This is a genomic window from Shinella zoogloeoides, assembly GCF_030733845.1.
In the GTDB taxonomy this organism is placed as follows: Bacteria; Pseudomonadota; Alphaproteobacteria; order Rhizobiales; family Rhizobiaceae; genus Shinella; species Shinella zoogloeoides_C.
Genome location: NZ_CP132311.1, coordinates 97,690 through 112,859 on the forward strand (window position 1 = coordinate 97,690; position 15,170 = coordinate 112,859).

Here is a 15,170-nt window from a genome sequence, read left to right on the forward strand (position 1 = left end):
ACGATGCTTGCAAGGGAATGGGTGGCAGTGACGGATCAGCGGACCGGCCTCGGCTGGCTGACGGCGCAACTGTGGAACGAACGCGTTCTCATCGCATCCGCCGTCTTCGTCGGTTTCATGATGTGGCTTGCCGGCCTGCATCTCGGCTGGGTGTCCTTCGCCGTCCTCCTGCTCGTCATCGCCGGCCTGATGCGCACCGAGCGACGTGTCGCGGACGCAGTGGGCGGGGCGGTGACGGTAGCTCCTGTCCCGCCGGCCGCCGTAACCGCGCCGCCGGCAGATGACCTGACGGCGATCGCGGCTGTCCTCGGCGCATTGGACGCGCCCGCGCTGCTCCTTTCCGCGCGCGAGACGGTGAAGCTGCAGAACCGCGCGGCCGAAGGCATCTTCGGTGCGATCCCCCAGGGTAGCGACCTTGCCGGCCGCATCCGCGCGCCGGGCATTCTCGACATGGTGCGCGATGCCATCGGCTCCGGCCTGCCGCGCGAGACCGAATATGCGGAACGGCTCCCCTCCGAGACGGTCTATGTCGTGCGCATCGCCCCGCTCGCCGGTCCGACGACCGAACCGCTCTGGCTCCTGACCTTCCACGACGTCTCACAGGCGCGCCGCATCGATCGCATGCGCTCCGATTTCGTCGCCAATGCCAGCCATGAGCTGCGCACGCCGCTCGCCTCGCTGCGCGGTTTCATCGAGACCCTTCAGGGACCGGCAAGGAACGATCTCAAGGCGCACGAACGGTTCCTCGGCATCATGCACGAGCAGGCGACGCGCATGAGCCGCCTCGTCGACGACCTGCTCTCCCTCTCCCGCCTAGAGCTGCGCTCCAACGTGGCGCCGGACCAGACCGTCGATCTCGTGCCGCTCATCGCCCATGTGCGCGACAGCCTCCAGCCGCTCGCGGGCGATCTCGGCGTCGATATCGCGCTGGATTTGCCGAAGCATCCCGTCGCCGTGCCGGGCGAAAGGGACGAACTGGTCGAGGTCTTCGAGAATCTCATCGAGAACGCCTGCAAATACGGCCAGGAGGGCAAACGGGTGGATGTCGTGCTGACGGGCGGCATCGACAACGTGCCGGTCGAGGTCAGCGTCACCGACTACGGCCCCGGCATCCCGTCCGAACATGTGCCGCGCATCACCGAACGTTTCTACCGGGTTAACGTGGAAGCGAGCCGGTCCAAGAAGGGCACAGGCCTCGGCCTTGCCATCGTCAAGCACATCCTCACCCGCCACAAGGCACGCCTCGTGGTGAAGTCCGAGGTGGGCAAGGGCACGGTCTTTACCGTCAAGTTCTGACACAAAGGGCCCGGCTCTTGTCTTCTCGATTGGAATAGTCAAGCGATTTCAGATGCTTGGTGTGTCACAAATGTTTCGTCAAACTGACATAAAAGAGAGGGCGATCGGGGTTTAGAGAAGAGCCGCCGGTCAACGGCAGAGAGCGCGAGACAGCGCTTCCCACACACGTCCTCTTCGGGAGAACCCAGATGAAATCTCTTAAGCTCACCCTCGCGGCGCTCGTTGCCTCCGCCGCATTCGCAGGCGTTGCCGTTGCGCGCGACCAGGTCCAGATCGCCGGCTCCTCTACCGTTCTTCCCTACGCCAAGATCGTCGCCGAGACGTTCGGCGAGACCTTCCCCGACTTCAAGACCCCGATCGTCGAATCCGGCGGTTCGTCGGGCGGCCTGAAGGAATTCTGCAAGGGCGTCGGCCCGGAAACCATCGACATCGCCAACTCCTCGCGCCCGATCAAGGACAGCGAAGTCGAGGCTTGCAAGGCTGCCGGCGTGACGGAAATCCAGGAAGTGCGCATCGGCTATGACGGCATCGTCTTCGCGACCGACGCCGGCAATGCCGACCTGAAGCTCGAGCCGAAGGACCTCTACCAGGCGCTTGCCGCCGAAGTCGTCGTCGACGGCAAGCTCGTCGCCAACCCCTACAAGAAGTGGTCTGAAGTCAACAAGGACCTGCCGGACGCCGAGATCGCCGCCTACATCCCGGGCGAGAAGCACGGCACGCGCGAAGTCTTCGAAGAGAAGATCCTGGCACAGGGCTGCAAGGACTCGGGCGCGCAGGACGTCATCAAGGCTGCCGTCGCCGATGAAAAGGAACAGCATTCCAAGTGCGTCGCCGTTCGCAAGGACGGCCTGGCTGTCGACATCGACGGCGACTACACGGAAACGCTGGCCCGCATCGCCGCCAACAAGTCCGGTATCGGCGTGTTCGGCCTGTCCTTCTACGAAAACAACGCCGACAAGTTGAAGGTCGCCACCGTCAACGGCATCGTCCCGTCGACTGAAACGATCGCTTCCGGCGAGTACCCGGTTTCCCGTCCGCTGTTCTTCTACGTCAAGAAGGCGCATCTCGGCGTCATCCCGGGCCTGAAGGAATATGTCGAGTTCTTCACGAGCGACGACATGGTCGGCCCGGACTCCCCGCTGGCTGAATACGGCCTCGTCGCCGCTCCGGATGCCGAGCGCGAAGAAGCCCGCAAGGCCTTCGCCGACGGCAAGATCATGTAATTGACTTGGCCCGACCCGGCATTTCCTTGGAAATGCCGGGTCGGGCCGCTCCCCATTTGGCAGGCCGAACAAATGACAGCGCGGATGATCTCGCCGGGAGAATTTCCTAAATGAGTATTTCCCTTCTTCTGCTCATCATCGCCGTCATCGGCGTGGCGGGCTATCTTGTCGGAAGCTGGCGCGCCAACGCGCTTGCCGGCGGCAGACTTTCAAATCTTCATTCCCGGCCGGGCTATTACGGCTCCTTCGTCGCCATCTGGGCCATGCTACCCGCGCTTGTCGTGCTCCTCGTCTGGATCGTCGCGAGCCCGATCTACATCGGCTCGTCGGTGCGTGCCGGCTTCCCCGACGAGGTGAAGGCCGAGCCGCAGGCGACGCAGAACCTCAACTACAACATGATCGGTGCCATCGCCCGCGGCTTGAAACTGCTGTCGGCGGAAGAGCGTGACGCGCTGTTTGCCGACGGTTCGACCGCCCGGACGGTGCTCGGCGCCAAGGGCGTGCCGCTCGCGGCCGATCCGGCACAATACATGCTGACGTCGGCGGACGATCTCAACCGCATGACGTCGACCAGCAGCACCCTGCTGTCGATCCTCGTCATCGTCGCCGCGCTCGCCGGCGCCTTCCTCTCCTACCGCGCGATCGCACCGAAGTTCCGGGCCCGCAATCGCGTCGAAGGCGTCATGCTGGTCGGCCTCATCGGCGCTTCGTCGATCGCCATCCTGACGACGGTCGGCATCGTCGCCTCGATGGCCACGGAAGCCATCCATTTCTTCAACATGGTGCCTGCCTGGGAATTCTTCTTCGGCACGACCTGGGACCCGCGCTTCGCCGCGGCCGGCGCGACGGAATCCTCCGGCCAGTTCGGCCTGATCCCGCTGCTCGCCGGCACGCTCTATATCGGCTTCGTCGCCATGCTGGTCGCCGTGCCGGTCGGCCTCTTCGCGGCCATCTACATGTCGGAATACGCCTCGCGGACAGTCCGTTCTATCGCCAAGCCGCTGCTCGAAGTGCTCGCCGGCATCCCGACCATCGTCTACGGCTTCTTCGCCCTGATCACGGTCGGCCCGTTCCTGCGCGATATCTCCGCCCAGCTGAACGGTCTCGTCACCGGCAATTATGTGAACTTCATTCAGGCGCAGAGCGTTCTGACGGCCGGTATCGTGATGGGCATCATGCTGATCCCCTACGTCTCCTCGCTGTCGGACGATATCATCACCGCCGTGCCGCGGGCGCTGCGTGACGGTTCACTCGGCCTCGGCGCCACCCGTTCCGAGACGATCAAGCGCGTCATCCTGCCGGCTGCCCTGCCGGGCATCGTCGGCGCGCTGCTGATGACCGCGTCGCGCGCCATCGGCGAAACCATGATCGTGGTTCTGGCCGCCGGCGTCGCCGCCCGCATGCAGCTCAATCCCTTCGAGCCGATGACGACGGTGACGGTGAAGATCGTCAACCAGCTGACGGGCGACCTCGAATTCACCTCGCCGCAGACGCTGGTGGCTTTCGCGCTCGGCATCACGCTCTTCGCCATCACGCTTTGCCTCAACATCTACGCCCTCTATATCGTGCGCAAATACCGGGAGCAGTACGAATGAGCCAGGTCTCCACGAGCCCCGCCCTAGGCATCGCCGCCAGCCCCGAACGCCGCGATATCGGCCTTCGCCGCCGCTATGCCGCCGAGCGCCGCTTCCGCCTCTACGGCATGGCCGCGATCGGCTTCGGCCTCCTCTTCCTGTTCCTCCTGCTGTTCTCGGTGTTTTCCAAGGGCTACACCGCTTTCCAGCAGACGATGATCACCATCCCGGTCGAGTTCTCCGAACAAATCATCGACAAGAATAATGAGCGCGCCTCGAACCCCCAGAAGCTGGTCTCGGCCAACTATCCGGTCGTCGCCCGCAATGCGCTCGCCAAGGTTCTCGGCGTCAGCGAAGACGACCGTGCCGGCCTGAAGGCCGTGGGCGGCATGATCTCGGACAGCGTCCGCGTCCAGTTCCGCGACCTCGTCACCGCCGATCCCTCGATCATCGGAACCACGCAGAACGTGACTTTCCTGGCGCATGGCGACCTCGACTCGGCCTTCAAGGGCCAGATCGACCTCGGCGTGGCGGAGAACAACCGCAAGGTCTCCGACAAGCAGGTCGGCTGGATGAACCAGCTTGCCGAAAGCGGGGCGTTCGCCAAGCACTTCAACACGGGCCTCTTCACCAACGGTGCATCGAGCCGTCCGGAAGCCGCCGGCGTCGGCGTCGCCGCCATCGGCTCGCTCTACATGATGCTGATCGTGCTGGCGCTGTCGTTGCCGATCGGCGTCGCCGCCTCGATCTATCTCGAGGAATTCGCCCCGAAGAACCGCTTCACCGACCTCATCGAGGTGAACATCAACAACCTCGCCGCGGTGCCGTCGATCGTCTACGGTCTGCTCGGCCTTGCGGTCTTCGTCAACTTCGCCGGTTTCCCGCGCTCGGCAGCCCTCGTCGGTGGCCTGGTGCTGACGCTGATGACGCTGCCGACGATCATCATCGCGACCCGCGCGGCGCTGAAGGCCGTGCCCCCGTCGATCCGCTCGGCCGCGCTTGGCCTCGGTGCCTCGAAGATGCAGACCGTGTTCCATCACGTCCTGCCGCTCGCCATGCCCGGCATCCTCACCGGCACGATCATCGGCCTGGCGCATGCGCTCGGCGAGACCGCGCCGCTGCTCCTCATCGGCATGGTCGCCTTCGTCGCCGATATTCCATCGACGCCGCTTGAGCCCGCAACGGCACTGCCGGTGCAGATCTACATGTGGGCTAACGAGGCGGAACGCGCCTTCGTGGAGCGCACCTCGGGAGCGATCATCATCCTCCTCATCTTCCTCATCCTCATGAACGTGGGTGCAATCCTGTTGCGCCGCCGTTTTGAACGGCGCTGGTAGAAGGTTATAGACAGATGAACATCATGTCAGAAGCAGCAGTCGAGAAAGCGCTGGACAAGAAAATGAACGACATTTCCTACAAGATGATCGGCAAGGACGTCTCGGTCTACTACGGCGACAAGCGCGCACTCTACGACGTCAACCTGAACGTCCGCGAAAACACCGTGACGGCGCTGATCGGCCCGTCGGGCTGCGGCAAGTCCACCTTCCTGCGCACGCTGAACCGCATGAACGACACGATCGACGGCTGCCGCGTCACCGGCCGGATCACGCTCGACACGGACGACATCTACGATCCGTCGATCGACGTGGTGGAACTGCGCGCCCGCGTCGGCATGGTCTTCCAGAAGCCTAACCCCTTCCCGAAATCGATCTACGAGAATGTCGCCTACGGCCCGCGCATCCACGGCCTTGCCAAGGCGAAGGCCGACATGGACGCCATCGTCGAGCAGAGCCTGCAGAAGGCCGGCCTGTGGAACGAGGTGAAGGATCGCCTGCACGAAGGCGGCACCGGTCTTTCCGGCGGCCAGCAGCAGCGCCTGTGCATCGCCCGCGCCGTCGCCGTCAGCCCCGAGGTCATCCTGATGGACGAGCCGTGCTCGGCGCTCGATCCGATCGCGACCGCCAAGGTCGAGGAACTGATCCACGAGCTGCGCGCCAACTTCACCATCGTCATCGTGACGCACTCGATGCAGCAGGCGGCCCGCGTCTCGCAGCGCACCGCCATGTTCCACCTCGGCAATCTCGTCGAGGAGAACGACACGGACAAGATGTTCACCAACCCGGACGACCAGCGCACGCAGGATTACATCATGGGCCGCTTCGGCTGACGCAACCGTCGCCAAAACCCTGACCATCCGAGCGCATCAAGGATAAAGACATGTCATCGACCCATATCGTTTCGATCTATGACGAAGAACTGAAGTACCTCTCCCGCCGCATCTCCGAAATGGGCGGCACGGCCGAGCAGATGGTTTCGGATTCCGTCCGCGCGCTCGTCACCACCGATGCGGCGCTGGCCCAGAAGGTCATCTCGGAAGACGTCATCCTCGACAATGCCGAGCGCCAGATCAACGACAAGGCCATCGTCACCATCGCCAAGCGCCAGCCGATGGCGGCGGACCTGCGCGAGATCATGGGCGCCATCCGCATCGCCGCCGAGCTGGAGCGCGTCGGCGATCTCGGCAAGAACACCGCCAAGCGCGTCATCGCCGTGCAGAGCTCGGGCATGCCCCGCAAGCTCGCCCGCGGCCTGGAGCATCTTGCCGAACTTGCGCTGATGCAGCTCAAGGAAGTGCTCGACGTCTACGCCACCCGCTCGATCGAGAAGGCCAAGGCCATCCGCGAGCGCGACGACGAGATCGACGCGATCTACACCTCGCTGTTCCGCGAACTCCTCACTTACATGATGGAAGATCCGCGCAACATCACGCCCTGCACGCACCTCCTGTTCTGCGCCAAGAACATCGAGCGTATCGGCGACCATGCGACCAACATCGCGGAGACCATCTACTATATGGCGACCGGCTCGCAGCCGGAAGGCGAGCGCCCGAAGGACGACACCTCGACGTCCGTCGTTGCCGCCGACGTCTCCGAGTAAAGAGAGTAGGTTCGCTTTATGGTGCCGAGAATTGCCGTCGTGGAAGACGAGGAGGCGCTCAGCGTCCTCCTGCGCTACAACCTCGAGGCCGAAGGCTTCGAGGTCGATACGATCCTCTCCGGTGACGAGGCGGAGATGCGCCTGCAGGAGCGCATGCCGGACCTTTTGATCCTCGACTGGATGCTGCCCGGCGTTTCCGGCATCGAACTGTGCCGGCGCCTGCGCCAGCGGCCGGAAACGGAGCGCCTGCCGATCATCATGCTGACGGCGCGCGGCGAGGAGAGCGAGCGCGTGCGCGGCCTTGCCACCGGTGCGGACGACTATGTGGTAAAGCCCTTCTCGACGCCGGAACTCGTCGCCCGCGTCCGTGCCATGCTGCGAAGGGCCAAGCCCGAGGTCGTCTCGACGGTGCTGCGCTGCGGCGATATCGAACTCGACCGCGAGACGCACCGTGTCCACCGCCGCACCCGCGAGGTGCGCCTGGGGCCGACGGAGTTCCGCCTGCTGGAATTCCTGATGACCTCGCCCGGCCGTGTCTTCTCCCGCTCGCAGCTTCTCGACGGTGTCTGGGGCCACGACATCTATGTGGACGAGCGCACCGTCGACGTGCATGTCGGGCGCCTGCGCAAGGCGCTCAACTTCGCCAACATGCAGGACGTCATCCGCACCGTCCGCGGCGCCGGCTATTCGCTGGAAACCTGAGCCGCCGAAATTCCTCCCAAGGACGGGAATGGGCCCTTCGGGGCCCGTTTCGCGTTTTTGGGTCATCTCAACGGCAATAACGAAAACGGGCCCCGAAGGGCCCGCATCTCATTCCACGATCGCTGTTGTTACCGCATCCGCCGCCGCTCGGCGGAGGGCTGGTAGGCGAGGCGCTGGTGGTAGGTGCAGTAGGGCGAGTTGTCCGGGGACTCGTTGCCGCAGAAGTGGAAGTCGTCGTTCAGCGGGTCGCCGATCGGCCACTTGCAGGTGCGCTCGGTCAGTTCGGTCAGCTCCAGGCGGCGCGACATCGGCACGACCACCTTGTTGCCGTTGGCCGGAACCGGAAGCTGCTCGCTCTGCGTCTCGAAGTCGGTGTCCAGCTCTTCCTTGGGAAGGGCGCTGCCGGCAGGCCGGGCGACAGTGCGCGTCACGGCCGGGCGGGCTGCGAAATTCGACGGGCGCGGGGTTGCCGCGGCCGGGCGCTTCGGGCGTGACGCCGTCTGCGTGCCGCCGGCCTTGGCGCGGCCCGGCAGGTTCAGCCGGTGAACCTTGCCGATCACCGCGTTGCGGCTGACGCCGCCAAGCTGTGCAGCGATCTGGCTCGCGCTCAGGCCCTCGGCCCAGAGCTTCTTGAGTTTCTCGACCCGCTCGTCTGTCCAGTTCATGTTCTCGTCTCCGCTCGGCGCTCGCAATGCGGGAATCCCTCATCGCGTCCCGGACGGGTCCGGAACCTGAACGCCTTGACTCTTTTGGTGACTAGTTCCGCCGCATGCAGTCTAGTAATTGGTCTTTAACCTAGAGACAGGGGGACTCTGTGACAAGAGTCGCGGGAATCGGCGCGAATCGATTTCTAAGTTTTCCCCAACTTGCTGGTCTGGTGTGACTCGATAGAGACACCTTCCGCGCGTGCCGCGAATCCTCACCTTGCGGCAGGTTCAGCCATATTTCGGGATGCACTTTTGTTGACATGGAGGGGTGAAATGCCGATAGTGCGGCATGCCGCCGAAAGGCGGCTTTTGATTTTTCTGGTGTCCGGAAAAGTCAAGCACGGGACCCGTTTTTCCGCATCTCTTTTCGGAGGATACGCGCCATGGCCGATGCCGCGCCGCTCTATGAAACCTATATGCGTGCGCCGCTCCGGTTCACGCGCGGGGAGGGCGTCTGGCTGATCGCCGAAGATGGCGAGCGCTATCTCGATTTTGCCGCCGGCGTCGCCGTCAATTCGCTGGGCCATGCCCATCCCCATCTCGTCGCCGCGCTGAAGGACCAGGCCGACAAGGTCTGGCATCTGTCGAACCTCTATGAGGTCCCGGGCCAGGAAAGCCTCGGCCGCCGGCTGACGGAAGCGACCTTCGCGGACAAGGTGTTCTTCACCAATTCGGGCGCCGAGGCGCTGGAATGCGCGATCAAGACGGCGCGTCGCTATCATTTCGCCAAGGGCCATGCCGGCAAGTACCACATCATCACCTTCGACGGCGCCTTCCACGGCCGCACGATCGCCACCATCGCGGCCGGCGGGCAGGAAAAGTATATCGAGGGTTTCGGCCCCAAGGCGCCGGGCTTCCTCAAGGTCCCCTTCGGCGATATCGGCGCCGTCAAGGATGCGATCACCGAGGAAACGGCTGCGATCCTGATCGAGCCGGTGCAGGGCGAGGGCGGCATCCGCCCGGTGCCGAAGGAATTCATGCAGGAGCTGCGCCAGCTCTGCGACGAATACGGCCTGCTGCTCATCCTCGACGAGGTGCAGTCGGGCGTCGGCCGCACGGGCCGCCTCTTCGCCCATGAATGGGCCGGCGTCACGCCCGACATCATGGCCGTCGCCAAGGGCATCGGCGGCGGGTTCCCGCTTGGCGCCTGCCTTGCGACGAACGAGGCCGCCGCCGGCATGGTCGCCGGCACGCACGGCTCCACCTATGGCGGCAACCCGCTTGCCATGGCCGTCGGCAATGCCGTGCTCGACGTCGTCCTAGAAGAGGGTTTCCTCGAGCATGTGCGCGACGTCGCGCTCGTCTTCCGCCAGGGACTTGCCGCGCTGAAGGATCGTTTCCCCGAGGTCATCGAGGATGTGCGCGGCGAGGGCCTGCTGCTTGGCATCAAGGCAAAGGTACCGGTCGCCGACCTGCTGAAGGCAATCCGCGCGGAAAAGCTACTCGGCGTGCCGGCCGGCGACAACGTGCTGCGCATTATGCCGCCGCTGACCGTTACAGCGGAAGAAGCGCGAGAGGGGCTCGCCCGTATCGAGCGGGCAGCGGAAAAGCTGACGGCCGCCTCCAAGGCGGCATAGCAGGGACTGGGACAGACAGGACACATCATGGCCAAGCATTTTCTCGATCTTTCCGCCGTTTCGGAAAGCGATCTCCGCGTCATCATGGACGATGCGCATTCCCGCAAGGCCGCCAGCAAGGCCGGCACGGAAGCAAAGCCCCTCGCCGGCAAGATGCTTGCGATGATCTTCGAGAAGCCTTCCACCCGAACCCGCGTCTCCTTCGACGTCGGCATGCGCCAGCTCGGCGGCGAGACGCTGTTCCTGTCCGGCACGGAAATGCAGCTCGGCCGTGCCGAGACGATCGGCGACACGGCCAAGGTCCTGTCGCGTTATGTCGATGCCATCATGATCCGCACGACGGACCATGCCCGCCTGCTGGAACTGGCCGAGCATGCCACCGTGCCCGTCATCAACGCGCTGACGGACCTTACCCATCCCTGCCAGATCATGGCCGACATCATGACCTTCGAGGAGCATCGCGGCACCACCAAGGGCAAGACCTTCTCCTGGATGGGCGACGGCAACAACGTGCTGCACTCCTTCGTCGAGGGCTCGGCCCGCTTCGGCTATACCATGAGGATGGCCGTGCCGATGGGCTCCGAGCCCGACGACAAGATCCTGAACTGGGCGCGCGACAATGGCGGCAACATCCTGCTCGGCCATGATCCGGAAGCGATCGCCGACGGCGCGGACCTTATCGTCACCGACTGCTGGGTGTCCATGAACCAGGAGCACCGGGCGCGCGGCCACAACATCTTCCAGCCCTATCAGGTCAACAAGCAGCTCATGGCGCGGGCGAACGAGGACGCGCTCTTCATGCACTGCCTGCCGGCCCATCGCGGCGAGGAAGTCACCGACGAGGTGATTGACGGTTCGCAGTCGGTCGTGTTCGACGAGGCGGAGAACCGCCTGCACGCGCAGAAGTCGATCCTTGCCTGGTGCTTCGGCGCCGTCTGACGCCGACTTGAAAATGCCCGCCGGCGGCACGATCTAGGGACCACGCAGGCGCCGCAAGGCGCTGTCTCTGGCGCATGTCCGCCCGGTATGGAATGATCGGCGGCAGGTAGCGCTCAATCACGGTAGAACGCCGGTCGGAAGCAACCGGGCTCATGGCCCGGCCGCCCATGGCGTGCAAGGAGCAGACGATGATGGCTGAGAATGACCTGAAACTCGGTGAGCCCGGCTTTGCCGGCGACGATCATATTCTGCCGTTCCAGGTGGAAGGTCTCGACGTGCGCGGCCGCGCGGTGCAGCTCGGCCCCCTGCTCGACGGCATTCTGGGCCGGCACGACTATCCGGCGCCCGTCGCCCGGCTGCTGGCCGAGGCGATCACGCTGACCGTGCTGCTCGGCACATCACTGAAGTTCGAGGGCAAGCTGATCGTCCAGACCAAAGGCGACGGCCCCGTCGACCTGCTCGTCGCCGATTTCTCGGCGCCCGAGGACGTGCGCGCCTATGCCCGTTTCGACCAGGCCGCGCTCGACGCTGCCGTCGCCGCCGGCAAGACGGAGCCGCACGAGCTGCTCGGCCAGGGCATCCTCGCGTTCACCATCGACCAGGGCGCGCACACCCAGCGCTACCAGGGCATCGTTCCGCTGGACGGCCATACGCTGGAGGACATCGCCGGCGTCTATTTCCGCCAGTCGGAGCAGATCCCGACCAAGGTGCGCCTCGGCGTAGCCGAACTCTACGACCGGGACGAAGCCGGCAAGGCCCGTCATCGCTGGCGCGCCGGCGGCATGGTCGCGCAGTTCCTGCCGCAAGCGCCCGAGCGCATGCGCCAGGCCGACCTGCCGGGCGGCGACGGCGAGGAGGCCGGCCACAAGATCGATGACGACGACAACTGGGCGGAAGCCAAGACGATGGTCGAGACAATCGACGCCGACGAGCTGACGGATCCGAATGTCGGCACCGAGCGGCTGCTGTTCCGGCTCTTCCACGAGCGCGGCGTGCGCGTCTACCAGCCGCAGCGGGTCTTCGACCGCTGCTCCTGCTCGCGCGAGAAGCTGAAAGGCGTGCTGGCCGGCCTCAGCGCCGACGACATCGCGCACACGGCGGACGAAAAGGGCGAGATCGCGGTCACCTGCGAGTTCTGCTCGACCACCTACCGCTTCGAGGCGTCGGAAGTCCTGCCGCAGTAAGAGGGCGCCTGTCGCCCTCAGTTTAGAACCCGAACCTGGCCCGGTGTGTCCAGCGAGAAGGCGGGAATGGCGACGTCGAAGGCTTCGCCATTCTCCGCTTCCATCCGGTAGCGGCCGAACATGATGCCGGAAGGCGTTTCGAGCGGGCAGCCCGAGGAATATTCATAGGTATCGCCGGGGCGCAGCACCGGCTGCTCGCCGATGACGCCCGGTCCGTTGACCTCGTCCACCTGGCCGTTCTGGTCGGTGATGTTCCAGTAGCGCGTCACCAGCCGTACGGCGACATCGGAATGGTTCGAGATGACGACCCGGTATCCCCAGACATAGCGGCTGTCGTCTGGGTCGGACTGATCGGCCAGATAGTATGGCTCTACGGTCACTTCGATGTCGTGGGTCAGCGCACGATACATTGGCAAGCCTTGAACTGATTAGCTCATGCTATTCTACACGAATGTGGTTTCGTCAAGGATACGCAAAGAAGGCGCCGGCCTCGTCGGACGGCGCCTTCCTGTTGTTTACCTTAATGGCGCGAGGTCACGCGCCGATCTTGGAAAGCGCCCGCGCAAAATCCTCGAGCAGGTCTTCGCTGTCCTCGATCCCGGCGGAGAAACGCACCGTGCCGGCCGAGATGCCGAGCTCCGCGCGGGCCTCGTCCGTCAGGTTCTTGTGCGTCGTCGTCGCCGGGTGGGTGATCAGGCTCTTGGCGTCGCCGAGATTGTTGGAGATCTTCACGACGTCGAGCGCGTCCTGCAGCGCGAAGGCCGCGTCCTTGCCGCCCTTCAGGTCGAAGCAGACCAGCGTCGAGCCGCCCGTCATCTGCTTGGCGATAATATCGGCCTGCGGGTGGTCCTTGCGGCCCGGATAGATCACGCGGGCGATCTGCTTCTGGTCCGCGAGGAAGTCGGCGATGCGGCTTGCATTCTCCGTCTGCTGCTTGACGCGCAGCGGCAGCGTCTCGATGCCCTTCAGCAGCGTCCAGGCGTTGAACGGCGACATGGCCGGGCCGGTGTGGCGGAAGTAGTCGTGCAGGTTCTCGTCGATCCACTCTTTGTCGGACAGCACCACGCCGCCGAGGCAGCGGCCCTGGCCGTCGATATGCTTGGTGGCGGAATAGACGACGACATGCGCGCCGAGTTCCAGCGGCTTCTGGAAGAGCGGGGTCGCGAAGACGTTGTCGACGACGACCTTGGCGCCGATCTGGTTGGCGAGCTTCGCCACGCCGGCGATGTCGATGACCTCGAGCGTCGGGTTGGTCGGGCTTTCGAGGAAGAACACCTTGGTGTTCTTCCGGATGGCCTTTTCCCAGTTGGCGAGGTCGCGGCCGTCGACCAGCGTGCATTCGATGCCGTATTTCGGCGCCAGCGTCTCGACCACCCAACGGCAGGAGCCGAAGAGGGCGCGGGCGGCGACGATATGGTCACCGGCCTTGAGCTGGCAGAGGATCGCGGCGGAGACGGCGGCCATGCCGGAGGCCGTCGCGCGGGCATCCTCGGCGCCTTCCAGCATGCACATGCGCTTTTCGAACATGTCGTTGGTCGGGCTGCCGTAGCGGGCGTAGATGAAGCCGTCCGTCTCGCCCTTGAAGCGGGCTTCGGCCGCAGCCGACGTGTCATAGACGAAACCCTGGGTCAGGAAGATCGCCTCGGCGGTTTCGCCGTGCTGGGAGCGGGTGGTTCCGCCGTGAACGAGTTGGGTGGCCGGGCGCCAGGACTTGCTCATGTGATCGTCGCCTTCAAACAAAAAAACCGGCCGCAAAAGCAGGCCGGTTCGAAACCCGGCCTTTTTAGCTACTTGTTTTACGTGGCTGCAAGCCGGCCGGCCAAATCACCACGGGATAACCCTGCTAATACTGCGCGGCCGCGCTTGCGTCAATTGCCGGCATTTGGTTTTGTGCGGGGCTTCTGACGGGACGATGAGACCATGGCTTCTGCGACGCGCAGCACGGGTATTTTGGCGGACAGCGCCATTCGCGGCTTGTTCGACGGCGGCAGGCTGAAAAGCGAGGCGCTGCTCGACGAAGACCAGATCCAGCCGGCCAGCCTGGACCTGCGCCTCGGCGCAAGGGCCTTCCGCGTGCGCGCCAGCTTCCTTCCGGGCCCGTCGAACCTCGTTGCCGACAAGCTCGACCGGTTGAAGCTGCATGTCATCGACCTTTCCGAGGGCGCGGTGCTGGAGACGGGCTGCGTCTATATCGTGCCGCTGATGGAAAGCCTCGACCTGCCGCCGGAACTTGCCGCCTCTGCCAACCCCAAGAGCTCCACTGGCCGCCTCGACATCTTCACCCGCGTCATCACCGATCGCGCGCAGGAATTCGACAAGATCCCCGCCGGCTATTGCGGCCCGCTTTATCTCGAAATCTCGCCGCGCACCTTCCCCATCGTGGTGCGCCGCGGCTCGCGCCTGTCGCAGATCCGGTTCCGCAAGGGCAATGCGCTGCTCGGCGAGAGCGAACTGCTCGCCCTGCACGGCAGCGACACACTGGTCGCCAGCGAGACGCCGAACGTTTCGGGCGGCGGCATCGCGCTGTCCATCGACCTCAAGGGCACCGGGCCGGAGGGCCTGATCGGCTATCGCGGCAAGCACCACACCGCCGTCGTCGATGTCGACCGCAAGAACCAGCACGACATCTTCGATTTCTGGGAGCCGCTGTTCAGCCGCGGCCGCAACGAGCTGATCCTCGATCCGGACGAGTTCTACATCCTCGTCTCGCGCGAGGCCGTGCATGTGCCGCCGCGCTATGCGGCGGAGATGACGCCCTTCGACCCGCTCGTCGGCGAATTCCGCGTGCACTATGCCGGCTTCTTCGATCCCGGTTTCGGCCATGCGCCGGCCGGCGGCTCCGGCAGCCGCGCGGTGCTGGAAGTGCGCAGCCACGAAGTGCCCTTCATTCTCGATCATGGCCAGATCGTCGGCCGCCTGATCTACGAGCACATGCTGGACGCGCCCGAAGGCCTCTACGGTTCCGGCCTCGGCTCCAACTATCAGGCGCAGGGCCTCAAGCTCTCCAAGCATTTCCGCGCCGGCTGATACC

At 64.7% G+C, this 15,170-nt stretch carries 14 protein-coding genes and 1 riboswitch; of the genes, 11 read left to right on the plus strand and 3 right to left on the minus strand.

Translation table 11 applies throughout. The annotated features are described in order from the left end of the window. Window positions 1–3 precede the first annotated feature (3 nt). The 7 genes from phoR (at window position 4) to phoB (ending at window position 7,732) form a co-directional block, all read left to right on the plus strand. Window positions 4–1,296, plus strand: coding sequence for a phosphate regulon sensor histidine kinase PhoR (gene phoR / locus Q9316_RS01375; protein ID WP_306033477.1), 1,293 nt, complete (start codon window positions 4–6; stop codon window positions 1,294–1,296). Window positions 1,297–1,484: 188 nt separating this feature from the next. Next, window positions 1,485–2,519 (plus strand): PstS family phosphate ABC transporter substrate-binding protein, encoded by a 1,035-nt coding sequence (locus tag Q9316_RS01380; protein WP_306033478.1) that lies wholly within the window; start codon window positions 1,485–1,487, stop codon window positions 2,517–2,519. A 110-nt stretch (window positions 2,520–2,629) separates the two neighbouring features. Continuing rightward, window positions 2,630–4,114: a phosphate ABC transporter permease subunit PstC gene (gene pstC, locus Q9316_RS01385; RefSeq protein ID WP_306033479.1), complete on the plus strand. Its 1,485-nt coding sequence runs from the start codon at window positions 2,630–2,632 to the stop codon at window positions 4,112–4,114. Continuing rightward, complete coding sequence (pstA, locus tag Q9316_RS01390) at window positions 4,111–5,430, plus strand: phosphate ABC transporter permease PstA (protein ID WP_306033480.1); 1,320 nt, start codon at window positions 4,111–4,113, stop codon at window positions 5,428–5,430. The genes pstC and pstA overlap by 4 nt, the downstream gene beginning before the upstream one ends. 14 nt (window positions 5,431–5,444) lie before the next feature. Beyond that, entirely contained in the window at window positions 5,445–6,260 is an 816-nt protein-coding gene (gene pstB, locus Q9316_RS01395) for a phosphate ABC transporter ATP-binding protein PstB (RefSeq protein WP_306033481.1), read from the plus strand. Between the two features lie 50 nt (window positions 6,261–6,310). Continuing rightward, the gene (gene phoU / locus Q9316_RS01400) at window positions 6,311–7,030 is read left to right on the plus strand and encodes a phosphate signaling complex protein PhoU (protein ID WP_306033483.1); all 720 of its coding nucleotides are present in this window, start codon (window positions 6,311–6,313) and stop codon (window positions 7,028–7,030) included. An 18-nt stretch (window positions 7,031–7,048) separates the two neighbouring features. Then, window positions 7,049–7,732 carry a phosphate regulon transcriptional regulator PhoB gene (phoB, locus tag Q9316_RS01405; protein ID WP_134647809.1) on the plus strand — a complete coding sequence of 228 codons (684 nt, stop codon included), beginning with the start codon at window positions 7,049–7,051 and terminating at the stop codon, window positions 7,730–7,732. A 128-nt stretch (window positions 7,733–7,860) separates the two neighbouring features. On the opposite strand, the gene Q9316_RS01410 is transcribed toward phoB, so the two are convergent. Next, a complete protein-coding gene (locus Q9316_RS01410; RefSeq protein WP_306033484.1) occupies window positions 7,861–8,397 on the minus strand; it encodes a GcrA family cell cycle regulator in 537 nt (178 codons plus the stop codon). A 425-nt stretch (window positions 8,398–8,822) separates the two neighbouring features. On the opposite strand from Q9316_RS01410, the gene Q9316_RS01415 reads away from it, so the two are divergent. The 3 genes from Q9316_RS01415 (at window position 8,823) to Q9316_RS01425 (ending at window position 12,139) form a co-directional block, all read left to right on the plus strand. Next, complete coding sequence (locus tag Q9316_RS01415) at window positions 8,823–10,016, plus strand: aspartate aminotransferase family protein (protein WP_306033485.1); 1,194 nt, start codon at window positions 8,823–8,825, stop codon at window positions 10,014–10,016. Window positions 10,017–10,043: 27 nt separating this feature from the next. Beyond that, window positions 10,044–10,955 carry an ornithine carbamoyltransferase gene (argF, locus tag Q9316_RS01420; RefSeq protein ID WP_306033486.1) on the plus strand — a complete coding sequence of 304 codons (912 nt, stop codon included), beginning with the start codon at window positions 10,044–10,046 and terminating at the stop codon, window positions 10,953–10,955. A 191-nt stretch (window positions 10,956–11,146) separates the two neighbouring features. After that, window positions 11,147–12,139: an Hsp33 family molecular chaperone gene (locus Q9316_RS01425; RefSeq protein WP_306035379.1), complete on the plus strand. Its 993-nt coding sequence runs from the start codon at window positions 11,147–11,149 to the stop codon at window positions 12,137–12,139. 17 nt (window positions 12,140–12,156) lie between these two features. Here Q9316_RS01425 and apaG read toward each other — a convergent pair whose 3' ends face one another. Further along, window positions 12,157–12,549, minus strand: coding sequence for a Co2+/Mg2+ efflux protein ApaG (apaG, locus tag Q9316_RS01430; protein ID WP_306033487.1), 393 nt, complete (start codon window positions 12,547–12,549; stop codon window positions 12,157–12,159). Between the two features lie 124 nt (window positions 12,550–12,673). Further along, the gene (locus Q9316_RS01435; protein WP_306033488.1) at window positions 12,674–13,858 is read right to left on the minus strand and encodes an O-succinylhomoserine sulfhydrylase; all 1,185 of its coding nucleotides are present in this window, start codon (window positions 13,856–13,858) and stop codon (window positions 12,674–12,676) included. A gap of 43 nt (window positions 13,859–13,901) precedes the next feature. Next, window positions 13,902–13,980, minus strand: a riboswitch (SAM riboswitch). A 79-nt stretch (window positions 13,981–14,059) separates the two neighbouring features. Between Q9316_RS01435 and Q9316_RS01440 the strand changes: the two genes are divergently transcribed. Further along, window positions 14,060–15,166: a 2'-deoxycytidine 5'-triphosphate deaminase gene (locus tag Q9316_RS01440; protein ID WP_306033489.1), complete on the plus strand. Its 1,107-nt coding sequence runs from the start codon at window positions 14,060–14,062 to the stop codon at window positions 15,164–15,166. Window positions 15,167–15,170: the final 4 nt, after the last annotated feature.